The sequence below is a fragment of the Pseudomonas sp. F007 genome (assembly GCF_057814275.1).
The window spans coordinates 264,405-276,398 of the sequence record NZ_JBVATA010000001.1 but is presented as its reverse complement, the minus strand read 5'-3'; the positions used below and the strand labels follow the sequence as shown (position 1 = coordinate 276,398).

Sequence of the window (11,994 nt, the reverse complement as noted above, 5' to 3'; positions counted from 1 at the left end):
GTGGTTCATGGTCGATTCGCGGCGTTGGGTTTGGTTGGGTGTTATCGGCCTGCTGTGCGCATTTGTCTATCTGTTGCATCCGATCCTCACGCCCTTCCTGATCGCCCTGGGCCTGGCGTACCTGTTCGATCCCATGGTCGATCGCCTGGAAAAGCTCGGGCTCTCGCGCACCTGGGGCGTGGTGGCGGTCTTTGCCTTGTTCACGCTGATCGTCATGGCGCTGTTGCTGGTGCTGGTGCCGATGCTGGCCAAGCAACTATTGCGCCTGTATGAGCTGGCGCCGCAGATGCTCGACTGGTTGCAACACACGGCCATGCCCTGGGCCCAGGCCAAGCTGGGCCTGAACGATGGCTTCTGGAAGTTCGACAAGGTCAAGGCCGCCATCAGCGAGCACATGGGCCAGACCACCGACATCGTCGGCGTGGTGCTCAGTCAGGCGACGGCTTCGGGCCTGGCCTTGATCGGGTTCCTGGCCAACCTGGTGCTGATCCCGGTGGTGAGCTTCTACCTGCTGCGCGACTGGGACCTGATGATGGCGAAGATCCGCAACCTGCTGCCGCGTGACAGCGAGGCGCGGGTGGTATCGCTGGCAGGCGAGTGTCATGAGGTGCTGGGGGCGTTCGTGCGCGGGCAGTTGCTGGTGATGGTTGCGCTGGGTGTGATCTATGCCGCCGGCCTGATGCTGGTGGGGCTTGAGCTGGGTCTGTTGATCGGCTTGATCGCCGGCCTGGCGGCCATCGTGCCGTACATGGGCTTCGTCATTGGCATCGGTGCGGCGTTGATTGCCGGATTGTTCCAGTTCGGCGGTGACCTGTACCCCATGGTCGGGATTGTCGCGGTATTCATGGTCGGTCAGGCGCTTGAAGGTATGGTCCTGACACCATTGCTGGTGGGCGACCGGATTGGCCTGCACCCGGTGGCGGTGATCTTCGCGATCCTTGCCGGCGGCGAACTGTTCGGTTTTACCGGGGTGCTGCTGGCGTTGCCGCTGGCGGCGGTAATCATGGTGTTGGTGCGACACCTGAAGGATGTCTACAAGGATTCGCAGATGTACAGTGGTGCAGATGAGCCCGACTTATAGGTACAGTTGATCAGGCATGCTAGCAGCGCGCCATGATGGTGCGCTGCGAGGTTAACGCAAACCTTTGATTTTGCTTGTGGTCTATCGCATTGTGCCGCTCGCGTCACGGGTATAAACTTTGCAAACTTTACACAGAGGCCACTAACGGTTCTTCAGGAACTGTTCAGTCAGCATGAAACCGATTCAGCTGCCCCTAGGTGTGCGTCTGCGTGATGACGCCACCTTTATCAACTACTACCCTGGCGCCAACGCCGCTGCACTCGGCTATGTCGAACGCCTGTGCGAAGCCGACGCCGGCTGGACCGAAAGCCTGATCTACCTGTGGGGCAAGGACGGCGTAGGGCGTACGCACCTGTTGCAAGCGGCCTGTCTGCGTTTCGAGCAGCTGGGCGAACCGGCGGTCTACCTGCCGCTGGCTGAATTGCTCGACCGCGGCACCGAAATCCTCGACAACCTCGAGCAATACGAACTGGTGTGCCTGGACGACCTGCAAGCCGTCGCCGGTCGGGCCGACTGGGAAGAGGCGCTGTTCCATCTGTTCAACCGCCTGCGCGACAGCGGCCGACGCCTGCTGATCGCCGCTTCCACCTCGCCCCGCGAATTGCCGGTCAAGCTGGCCGACCTCAAATCGCGCCTGACCCTGGCGCTGATTTTCCAGATGCGCCCGCTGTCCGATGAAGACAAGTTGCGCGCGTTGCAATTGCGTGCGTCACGTCGCGGCCTGCACCTGACTGACGAAGTCGGGCATTTTATTCTGACTCGCGGTACCCGCAGCATGAGTGCGCTGTTCGAACTGCTCGAGCAGCTCGATCAGGCTTCCCTGCAAGCGCAGCGCAAGCTGACGATCCCGTTCCTGAAAGAGACGCTAGGCTGGTAAAACCGCGGCCTGTAGGACATTTTGGCATATTCCAGACGCAAAAAATCCCGCTGGCGGAGGGGGCTCGCAGCGCGCGTGTAAATGGAATGGGCTTAAGCGCTTAGATGTCAGGGCAAAACGGCAAAGTCACATTTAAATCGATTGAATTTGCAAATGAGGATGATAGAAGGCATAGTCTCGGCTTCTTTACACATTCAGCCACGGTCGTGCCCATGCTAAAGCGCTTCGCACCCCTCGTGCCTCTCGCACTCGTCACCCTGTTGTTTGGTTGCGCTGCACACTCGCCAGTGTCCCAGCAAGACGTCCAGCAACAACAGGCTAAAAATGCTGCTACCGCGCAGTCTTCCGCTCTTTATCAGGAAGAACTGGCGACCGAAAAAGAGCTCGCCGACTTTGCTGGCAGCAAGCCTTATCAGATGCCGGTTCTGGCCGACAGCATCCTCGAACGTGGCATGTCCCTGATCGGTACCCGTTACCGTTTCGGCGGTACCTCTGAAGCCGGTTTCGATTGCAGCGGTTTCATCGGCTACCTGTTTCGCGAAGAAGCTGGCATGAACCTGCCGCGCTCCACCCGTGAAATGATCAACGTAGACGCGCCATTGGTTTCTCGCAGCAAGCTGGAGCCGGGCGATCTGCTGTTCTTCGCCACCAATGGTCGTCGCGGTCGTGTCAGTCACGCCGGGATCTACCTGGGTGATAACCAGTTCATCCATTCCAGCAGCAGCCGCAGCGGCGGCGTGCGGGTCGATAGCCTGGGCGACAGCTACTGGAGCAAGACTTTCATCGAAGCCAAGCGCGCCCTTGCGATGGCTCCGACCACGGTCACCGCGCGCAAGTAAGTTATCGGGCAACGGCGCTGTAACCACCGTGTTAGAGCGCCGGCGGTCCAACAAAATGATATTCCTCAGTAATGCCCCTTCTTTTTGTAGTGCAAACTTAAAGTCTTACTTGAAGTTTGGCGCGTACCCGCTAGAATTCTGATCTATTGTTGAAAACTAACCGCGTAAGCCCTGCTTACGCGGTTTTGTTTTCAGCCTCTCGGCAGAGAAAGCCGCAGCCAGTTCAGGATGTTCTGTGATGACGAAGTCGGCCCGCCTAGCACTGATTCTCTGCGCCGCGCTGCTCAGCGCCTGCGCCAGTCGCACGCCGCCACCTGCCAAAGTGGTCCGTGCGCCGGTTTTCGCCCCCACCCAGAGTTTTTCGCCGGTCGCCGACGACGTGCTGTTTCGCGCCCTCGGCCTGGTCGGCACTCCTTATCGCTGGGGCGGCAACACGCCGGATTCAGGTTTCGATTGCAGCGGCTTGATCGGCTACGTCTACCGCGATGCAGCAGGTATTTCCCTGCCACGCACCACCAGTGAAATGATCGGCATGCAGGCACCGAGTGTCGGCAAGGACTCCCTGCAGACCGGCGACGTGATTTTCTTCGCCACCAATGGCGGCTCCCAGGTCAGTCATGCCGGGATCTACGTCGGCGAAGGGCGTTTCGTGCATGCGCCGGCAACCGGCGGAACAGTCAAGCTCGACAGCCTGTCCAAGGCCTATTGGCAGCGTGCCTACCTGAGTGCCAAGCGCGTCTTGCAGCCTGAGCATCTGGCGCGTATTCCCTAGTTTTGTTCCGGGTGGGCGGAGGGGGTCATGACTGCACGAACGCTTAATCTCGACGACGCCCTCTATCACTACTTGCTGGATGTCTCGCTGCGCGAAACGCCGCTGCTGCGCCGTCTGCGTGACGAAACCCAGGCCCTGCCCATGGCACGCTGGCAAGTGGCACCCGAGCAGGGGCAGTTTCTCGCCTTGCTGATCAAGCTCACCGGCGCCCGTCGGGTGCTGGAGGTCGGCACCTTTACCGGCTACAGCGCGCTGTGCATGGCGGCGGCGCTGCCCGATGATGGCAAATTGATCTGCTGCGACATTCCCGGCGACTACAATGCCACTGCCCGCCGTTATTGGCAGGAAGCAGGACTGAGCGAGCGTATCGAACTGCGCCTGGCGCCCGCCTTGCAGACCCTGGCCGAACTTGAGCGGGAGGGGCAGGGTGGATGCTTCGATCTGATGTTCATCGACGCCGACAAGGCCAATTACCCGGCCTATCTGGAGCATGCCCTGCGTTTGCTGCGCACCGGTGGGCTGGCGGTGTTCGATAACACCCTGTGGAGTGGGCGCGTGCTGGAGAGCAATCCGCAAAGCGAAGATACCCGCGCCATCCAGGCCTTGAATCGGGCGCTGAAGGAGGATGCGCGGGTTGATCTGTCGTTGCTGCCACTGGGTGATGGCCTGACGCTGTGTCGCAAACGCTGACATCAGCGTGTAGCGGATACTCGCCAGATCTTGTTACCTACGTCGTCGGCCACCAACAGGTCGCCTTGTCGGTCGATCACCACGCCTACCGGCCGGCCCATTGCCTCTTCATCCTTGTTCAGGAAACCGGTCAGCACATCCACCGGCGGGTCAGAGGGTTTGCCGGCGTGAAAGGGCACGAAGATCACTTTATAGCCACTATGGGGTTCACGGTTCCATGAGCCATGCTGGCCAACGAATGCGCCCTCGGTGAAGGGCGCCGGTAATGTGCTGCCTTGGGCGAAGGTCAGGCCCAGTGAAGCGGTGTGCGGGCCCACGGCATAATCCGGTGCGATGGCCTTGGCCACCAGCGCCGGATCCTGCGGGCTGACCCGGTCGTCGACATGTTGCCCGTAATAGCTGAAGGGCCAGCCGTAGAAACCACCGTCCTTGACCGAGGTGATGTAGTCCGGCACCAGGTCGCTGCCGATCTCGTCCCGCTCGTTCACCGCCGTCCACAGGGCCTTGCTGTTCGGCTCCCAGGCCATGCCGTTGGGGTTGCGCAAGCCCGAGGCAAAAATCCTGTGATTGCCGGTGGCCCGATCCACTTCCCAGATCGCCGCCCGACCTTGCTCCTGGTCCAGACCGTTCTCGCCGACATTGCTGTTGGAGCCGACGGTCACGTAGAGCTTGCTGCCGTCGGTGCTGGCGATCACGTTTTTGGTCCAGTGGTGATTGAGGGGGCCGCCTGGCAGGTCGATGACCTTCATCGGTTTCGAACTGATCGTGGTTGCACCTTCGACATAGTTGAAGCGCAGCAGGCGGTCGGTATCGGCCACGTACAAGTCATTGCCCACCAGGGTCATGCCAAAGGGGGAGTTGAGGTTCTCGATAAAGGTTGTGCGGGTTTCGGCCACACCGTCGTGGTTGCTGTCGCGCAGCAGGGTGATGCGATTGGCGCTGGGTACCGCAGCCCCTGCGCGGCCCATGAACTGCTTCATGACCCAGCCGCGCAGGCCTTTGCTGTCATCGGGCTTGGGTGGCGCGTTGGTTTCGGCCACCAGCACGTCGCCATTGGGCAGCACGTACAGCCAGCGTGGATGATCCAGGCCTTCGGCGAATGCCCCAACCTTGGTGCCGGCGGCGGCCGTTGGTTTGGCGCCATCGGCCCAGCCCACGGCAGGCGCGATGTTGACGGTGGGCAGCAGGGTCTTGTTTGGCGCCGGCAGTTCGGGCGATGGGCCAGTGCCCTCGGCGACTTTCAGGACTGCGGTCTCGCCGCAGGCGACCAGGGCTGCGGCCAGGGTGAGGACAACTGTCAGGCGAGACGTTTGCATGCCGATCTCCCATTAATAACATCGCGTGATGGGTAGAGGCGCGCGCGGCGCCGAAGGTTCAATCGGTCAGGCCGGGCCTTCCTTTAATTGACGCTCCACCCCCAACCCACTAACCTTCGCGACTTGTTTCAGGTGCTCGGTGGCCCGTGGGTCGATCGAGTGAAACAGGGAAGCCGGTGAGGGCGCGTTCTTTGACAGGACGGGCGACGATCCCGGCGCTGCCCCCGCAACGGTAAATGAGTGAAAGCGCTGCCATCAGCCACTGTGTCCGCTGCGACATGGGAAGGCGCAGCGCCCGGCCAATCGCCGCTCATGAGCCCGGAGACCGGCCTGATCCATCCAGCGGCATCACGGTGGGCGATGCCAGGCTTCTTGCCGTCTTTTTCCATGCCTGCCCGCCGTTATCCAGCCTCAACGGAGAGCTCCCCCATGACTGATTCCCCTGAACGCGACGAACGACACCTGGCGCGCATGCTGCGCAAGAAAGCGGTGATCGACGAGCGCATTGCCAACTCGCCCAACGAATGCGGGCTGCTGTTGGTGCTCACCGGCAACGGCAAGGGCAAGAGCAGTTCGGCGTTCGGCATGCTCGCGCGAGCCATGGGCCACGGCATGCAATGCGGCGTGGTGCAGTTCATCAAGGGCCGTAACAGCACCGGCGAAGAGTTGTTCTTCCGGCGCTTCCCCGAGCAGGTGCGGTTTCATGTGATGGGCGAAGGGTTCACCTGGGAAACCCAGGATCGCCAGCGTGATATCGCCGCCGCCGAAGCGGCCTGGGCCGTGTCCCGCGAGCTGCTGCAAGATCCGGCCATCGGCCTGGTGGTGCTGGATGAGCTGAACATTGCCCTCAAGCATGGCTATCTGGATCTCGATCAGGTGCTCAGCGATCTGCAGGCCCGTCCGCCTATGCAGCACGTGGTGGTCACTGGTCGCGGTGCCAAGCCGGAGATGGTCGAGTTGGCCGACACCGTCACCGAAATGGGCATGATCAAGCACGCGTTCCAGGCCGGGATCAAGGCGCAGAAAGGTGTCGAACTGTGAGTCACTGTTCATGAATAACCCTCGTCACTGCCCGGCGGTACTGATCGCCGCGCCGGCTTCCGGTCAAGGCAAGACCACCGTCACCGCCGCCCTGGCGCGCCTGCACCGCAACCAGGGGCGCAAGGTCCGGGTATTCAAGTGCGGTCCGGATTTTCTCGACCCGATGATCCTCGAGCGCGCCAGCGGCAATCCTGTGTACCAACTGGACATGTGGATGGTCGGCGAGCAGGAAAGTCGTCGTCTGTTGTGGGAAGCGGCCCTGGACGCGGATCTCATCCTCATCGAAGGGGTCATGGGGCTGTTCGATGGCACCCCCTCCAGCGCGGACCTGGCCCGGCACTTTGGCGTGCCGGTACTGGGGGTGATTGATGGCACCGCCATGGCCCAGACCTTTGGCGCACTGGCACTGGGCCTGGCGCGCTATCAGCCGGACCTGCCGTTCGCCGGGGTCCTGGCCAACCGGGTCGGCACCTTGCGTCATGCACAGCTGCTTGAAGGCAGCCTGACCGAAGGCTTGCGTTGGTACGGCGCGTTGTCGCGCGAGACCGGCATCGAGTTGCCGAGTCGGCACCTGGGCCTGGTCCAGGCCAGCGAGCTGAATGATCTGGACCTGCGTCTCGACGCGGCGGCAGATGCCCTCGCCAGCAGTTGCGAAGTGGCACTGCCGCCAGCGGTGACCTTTGCCGCGCCTGAAGTGATCGCCGCCGAGCCGCTGCTGGCCGGGGTGCGCATCGCCGTGGCCCGCGACGAAGCCTTTGCCTTCACCTATGGCGCGAGCCTCGACCTGTTGCGGGCGATGGGCGCCGAACTGTGCTTCTTTTCACCGATTCGTGATCGGCAACTGCCCGTAGCGGACAGCCTCTACCTGCCGGGCGGCTATCCGGAACTGCACCACGTGGCACTGGCGCAGAACAGCGCCATGCTCGCCGCCATCCGTGCCCACCATGACGCCGGCAAACCCTTGCTCGCCGAATGCGGCGGCATGCTCTATCTGCTGGACTCGCTGACCGACGTCGACGGCGTACGCGCCGAACTGGTCGGTTTGCTCAGCGGCGACGCGGTGATGCAAAAACGCCTGGCCGCGCTGGCGTTACAGGCGGTGGAGTTGCCGGAAGGCGCGTTGCGCGGGCACACCTACCACCACTCGCTGACCAGCACTACCCTCGAGCCGATCGCTCGTGGCCTGAGCCCCAATGGCGGGCGCGGAGCGGAGGCGGTCTACCGTGAAGGGCGGATGACCGCGTCCTACGTGCACTTCTACTTCCCCTCCAATCCATCAGCGATTGCCGCACTGCTCGCGCCTGCAGCGAAGCAGCCATGAGCGCCAAGGAATTTTCCGAAGCCGAACGCCAGGCGGTCTATCGGGCGATTGCCGAGCGACGCGACATGCGTCACTTCAGCGGCGGCACGGTGGCGCCGGAGTTGTTGCGCCGCCTGCTGGAAGCGGCGCATCAGGCGCCGAGTGTCGGCCTGATGCAGCCCTGGCGGTTTATCCGCATCAGTGATCGAACGCTGCGCCAGCACATCCAGAGTCTGGTGGAAGAGGAACGGGTGCGTACTGCCGAGGCCCTCGGTGAGCGTTCCGACGACTTCATGAAGCTCAAGGTCGAAGGCATCAACGACTGCGCCGAAGTGCTGGTCGCGGCCTTGATGGATGACCGCGAACGGCACATTTTCGGCCGACGGACGTTGCCGGAAATGGACATGGCATCGCTGTCCTGCGCGATTCAGAACCTCTGGCTGGCCGCCCGTGCGGAAGGGCTGGGAATGGGCTGGGTGTCGTTGTTCGAACCGCAAGCGCTGGCCGACCTGCTTGGGTTGCCGCCAGGGGCCAAGCCGCTGGCGGTGTTGTGCCTGGGACCGGTCAACGAATTCTATCCAGCGCCGATGCTGGCACTGGAAGGCTGGGCGCAACCGCGTCCGCTGAGTGAACTGCTGTATGAAAATAGTTGGGGAGTGAGTCAATGAGTGTGGCGTTGCTGAGTGTCGCCGCCGTGGCGCTGGATGCGTTGCTGGGCGAACCGAAACGCTGGCATCCGCTGGTGGCTTTCGGCCGTTTTGCCGACCGGGTCGAGCAGCGCTTCAACGCCGCCGGTCGCGGCTGGCGCAGCCATGGCGTCACCGCCTGGGTGATCGTGGTCGTGCCCCTGACCCTGCTGGCCACGGCTTTGTCGTGGCTGCCCTACATCGGTTGGCTGGTGGAGATTCTTGCGCTGTATTGCGCCCTGGGTCTACGCAGCCTCGGCGAGCATGTCGAACCGGTGGCCCGTGCCTTGCGCAGCGATGACCTGGACGAAGCCCGCAACCGGGTCGGTTATCTGGTCAGTCGCCAGACCAGCGAGCTGGACTCAACTGAAGTGGCCCGTGCGGCCACCGAATCGGTGCTGGAGAACGGCAGCGACGCGGTATTTGCCGCGCTGTTCTGGTTCGTCGTGGCCGGTGCGCCGGGGGTGGTGCTTTATCGCCTGAGCAATACCCTCGACGCGATGTGGGGCTATCGTAATGAGCGCTTCGAACGTTTTGGCTGGGCAGCGGCGAAAATCGACGACCTGCTCAACTACATTCCCGCACGCCTGGTGGCCCTGACCTACGCGCTATTGGGCAAAACCCGCCTGGCGCTCAAGTGCTGGCGCACCCAGGGACCGACCTGGGACAGCCCCAACGCCGGGCCGGTGATGGCGGCCGGTGCCGGGGCCCTGGGTGTGGAATTGGGCGGCGCGGCGATCTACCACGGCGAGCTGCATCAACGTCCGCAACTGGGCGAAGGCGTGCCGGCGGATGCTGACTCGATCGACCGTGGCTGGCAATTGGTCCAGCGCGGGGTGTGGTTGTGGTTGCTGATTCTCTGTGTGGGAGCCGAGTTTTATGCTTGAACACGGTGGCCGCCTGCGCAAGGCGGCCTTGCACTATGGCATCGCCGAAGCCGACTGGCTCGACCTTTCCAGCGGCCTGGCGCCGTGGCCGTGGGCGATCCCGGAGATTGCGCCACGGGCCTGGGCGCGTTTGCCGGAAACCGAAGACGGCCTGGAGCAGGCGGCGCGCGAGTACTACGGCGCCAGCCATGTACTGCCAGTCGCCGGCTCGCAAATGGCTATCCAGTTGCTGCCGCGCTTGCGCCGTGCCGGCAAGGTCGGCGTGCTCTCGCCGTGCTATGCCGAACACGCCGAAGCCTGGCGGCGCAACGGCTACGTGGTGCGCGAAGTGGTGGAGCAGGAGGTGGATTTCTACCTCGATAAGCTTGATGTGCTGGTGGTGGTCAATCCGAACAATCCCACCGGTCTGAGCCTGACCCCGGAACGCCTGCTCGAATGGCACGGGCGGCTGGCGCAGCGCGGCGGCTGGCTGGTGGTCGATGAAGCGTTCATGGACAACACCCCGCATCTGAGCCTGGCGGCCTTCGCCAATCAGGTCGGGTTGATCGTGTTGCGCTCCTTCGGCAAGTTTTTCGGCCTGGCGGGTGTGCGCCTGGGTTTTGTCCTGGCGGAACGCAAACTGCTCAAGTTACTCGCCGAACAGGTCGGCCCCTGGGCGGTCAGTGGGCCGACGCGGGTACTCGGCCAGGTTTGCCTGCGTGATACCGAAGGGCATCAGCAGCAGCGCCTGCGCAGCGAGGCGGCCAGCCAGCGCCTGGTGGAAGTCCTCGAGCGGCATGGCTTCAAGCCCCACGGTGGCTGCGCCTTGTTCCAGTGGTTGATCACCGAGCGTGCCGAGCACTTGTATGAATTCATGGCTCGGCAGGGCATCTTGCTGCGCCTGTTCAGTCACAACAGCAGCGTACGCTTTGGCCTGCCGGCCGACGAAAATGACTGGTTGCGCCTCGAGCGCGCTTTCATCGCCTACGCCAAGGAAGCCTCATGACTACATTGATGGTGCAGGGCACCACGTCCGATGCCGGCAAGAGCACCCTGGTGACGGCGTTGTGTCGCTGGGTGACGCGCCAGGGTGTGGCGGTGGTGCCGTTCAAACCGCAGAACATGGCACTCAACAGCGCCGTTACTGCCGATGGCGGCGAGATCGGCCGGGCCCAGGCGGTCCAGGCCCAGGCCGCGCTCCTCGAGCCGCATACCGATATGAACCCGGTGTTGCTCAAGCCCAACAGCGACACCGGCGCCCAGGTGATCATCCACGGCCGGGCCGTTACCACGATGAATGCCGTCGCCTATCACGACTACAAAGCGATCGCGATGCAGGCAGTGCTGGCGTCCCATCAACGCCTCAGCGCCGCCTACCCGGTGGTGATGGTCGAAGGCGCTGGCTCACCGGCGGAGATCAACTTGCGTGCCGGCGACATCGCCAACATGGGCTTTGCCGAGGCAGTGGATTGCCCGGTGCTGCTGATTGCCGACATCAACCGCGGTGGTGTGTTCGCCCATCTGGTTGGCACCCTGGAACTGCTCTCGGCCAGCGAACAGGCGCGGGTCAAAGGCTTCATCATCAATCGCTTTCGCGGTGATATCGCACTGCTGCAACCGGGCCTGGATTGGCTCGAGGCGCGCACCGGCAAACCGGTGATTGGCGTCCTGCCCTATGTCATGGACCTGCACCTGGAGGCCGAGGACGGCATCGACCAGCGTCAGACCGACAAGGCCGAACAGGTGCTCAATGTGCTGGTGCCGGTCTTGCCGCGCATCAGCAACCACACCGATTTCGACCCGTTGCGCCTGCATCCCCAGGTCAACCTGCAGTTTATTGGCCCTGGCCAGCCGATCCCGCCGGCGGACCTGATCATCCTGCCGGGCTCGAAAAGCGTGCGCAGCGATCTGCAGCACTTGCGCGCCAATGGCTGGGACACCGCCATCACCCGGCACCTGCGCTACGGCGGCAAGCTGCTGGGGATCTGCGGAGGGCTGCAGATGCTCGGCGCGCAGGTACACGACCCGCTGGGCCTGGAGGGCGCCGCTGGCTCCAGCGCCGGCCTCGGTTTGCTGGCGTTTGAAACCGTGCTCGAACGAGAGAAGCAACTGCGCAATGTGCGTGGCCGTTTACAGGTGGAAAACGCCGAGGTCAGCGGTTATGAGATTCATGCCGGGGTGACCACCGGCCCTGCACTGGAGCACGCAGCGGTGTTGCTGGAAGACGGACGCTGCGACGGCGCACAGAGTGCCGATGGCCAGGTGCTCGGGACTTATCTGCATGGCCTGTTCGAATCGCCCGCCGCCTGCAGTGCGCTGCTGCGCTGGGCCGGTTTGCAAGCGGTGCAGGAGGTTGATTACCACGGCTTGCGCGAACGCGATATCGAGCGCCTGGCGGATCTGGTGGAAAAGCATCTGGATACCGGGCTGTTGCGTCAGCTCTGTGGGATTTGAATTGACTGCTCTGGCCTCATCGCGAGCAGCGGAACGCCGCCCGGGCTGCTCCTACAGGTTTTTATGTATACG

General features: G+C 63.0%; 12 protein-coding genes and 1 riboswitch. Of the genes, 11 read left to right on the top strand and 1 reads right to left on the bottom strand.

The genetic code is table 11. The annotated features are described in order from the left end of the window. Nucleotides 1-7 precede the first annotated feature (7 nt). The 5 genes from ACZYR5_RS01375 to ACZYR5_RS01355 all read left to right on the top strand — a co-directional run bounded on the left by ACZYR5_RS01375 (nt 8) and on the right by ACZYR5_RS01355 (nt 4,259). A complete protein-coding gene (locus ACZYR5_RS01375; protein WP_489088234.1) occupies nt 8-1,081 on the top strand; it encodes an AI-2E family transporter in 1,074 nt (357 codons plus the stop codon). A gap of 172 nt (nt 1,082-1,253) precedes the next feature. After that, the gene (hda, locus tag ACZYR5_RS01370) at nt 1,254-1,958 is read left to right on the top strand and encodes a DnaA regulatory inactivator Hda (RefSeq protein WP_027619976.1); all 705 of its coding nucleotides are present in this window, start codon (nt 1,254-1,256) and stop codon (nt 1,956-1,958) included. Nucleotides 1,959-2,170: 212 nt separating this feature from the next. Next, nucleotides 2,171-2,797 carry a C40 family peptidase gene (locus ACZYR5_RS01365; protein ID WP_489088235.1) on the top strand — a complete coding sequence of 209 codons (627 nt, stop codon included), beginning with the start codon at nt 2,171-2,173 and terminating at the stop codon, nt 2,795-2,797. A gap of 238 nt (nt 2,798-3,035) precedes the next feature. Continuing rightward, a complete protein-coding gene (locus ACZYR5_RS01360) occupies nt 3,036-3,569 on the top strand; it encodes a C40 family peptidase (protein ID WP_489088236.1) in 534 nt (177 codons plus the stop codon). Nucleotides 3,570-3,596: 27 nt separating this feature from the next. Beyond that, nucleotides 3,597-4,259 (top strand): O-methyltransferase, encoded by a 663-nt coding sequence (locus ACZYR5_RS01355; protein ID WP_489088237.1) that lies wholly within the window; start codon nt 3,597-3,599, stop codon nt 4,257-4,259. Nucleotides 4,260-4,261: 2 nt separating this feature from the next. Here ACZYR5_RS01355 and ACZYR5_RS01350 read toward each other — a convergent pair whose 3' ends face one another. Continuing rightward, nucleotides 4,262-5,575: a PQQ-dependent sugar dehydrogenase gene (locus tag ACZYR5_RS01350; RefSeq protein ID WP_489088238.1), complete on the bottom strand. Its 1,314-nt coding sequence runs from the start codon at nt 5,573-5,575 to the stop codon at nt 4,262-4,264. A gap of 113 nt (nt 5,576-5,688) precedes the next feature. Then, nucleotides 5,689-5,923, top strand: a riboswitch (cobalamin riboswitch). Nucleotides 5,924-6,004: 81 nt separating this feature from the next. Between ACZYR5_RS01350 and cobO the strand changes: the two genes are divergently transcribed. From cobO to ACZYR5_RS01320, 6 genes are read left to right on the top strand one after another with little or no spacing between them, the layout of a single operon-like run. Next, on the top strand, nt 6,005-6,616 hold the full coding sequence (cobO, locus tag ACZYR5_RS01345; RefSeq protein ID WP_489088239.1) for a cob(I)yrinic acid a,c-diamide adenosyltransferase: 612 nt from the start codon (nt 6,005-6,007) through the stop codon (nt 6,614-6,616). Between the two features lie 10 nt (nt 6,617-6,626). Continuing rightward, nucleotides 6,627-7,937, top strand: coding sequence for a cobyrinic acid a,c-diamide synthase CobB (locus ACZYR5_RS01340; RefSeq protein WP_489088240.1), 1,311 nt, complete (start codon nt 6,627-6,629; stop codon nt 7,935-7,937). Further along, nucleotides 7,934-8,584 (top strand): 5,6-dimethylbenzimidazole synthase, encoded by a 651-nt coding sequence (gene bluB / locus ACZYR5_RS01335; protein WP_489088241.1) that lies wholly within the window; start codon nt 7,934-7,936, stop codon nt 8,582-8,584. Before ACZYR5_RS01340 ends, bluB begins: the two co-directional genes overlap by 4 nt. Beyond that, nucleotides 8,581-9,489, top strand: a complete 909-nt coding sequence (gene cbiB, locus ACZYR5_RS01330) for an adenosylcobinamide-phosphate synthase CbiB (RefSeq protein WP_489088242.1) — start codon at nt 8,581-8,583, stop codon at nt 9,487-9,489. The genes bluB and cbiB overlap by 4 nt, the downstream gene beginning before the upstream one ends. After that, on the top strand, nt 9,482-10,474 hold the full coding sequence (cobD, locus tag ACZYR5_RS01325) for a threonine-phosphate decarboxylase CobD (protein ID WP_489088243.1): 993 nt from the start codon (nt 9,482-9,484) through the stop codon (nt 10,472-10,474). The genes cbiB and cobD overlap by 8 nt, the downstream gene beginning before the upstream one ends. Then, the gene (locus tag ACZYR5_RS01320; protein ID WP_489088244.1) at nt 10,471-11,922 is read left to right on the top strand and encodes a cobyric acid synthase; all 1,452 of its coding nucleotides are present in this window, start codon (nt 10,471-10,473) and stop codon (nt 11,920-11,922) included. Before cobD ends, ACZYR5_RS01320 begins: the two co-directional genes overlap by 4 nt. The last annotated feature ends 72 nt before the right edge of the window (nt 11,923-11,994 follow it).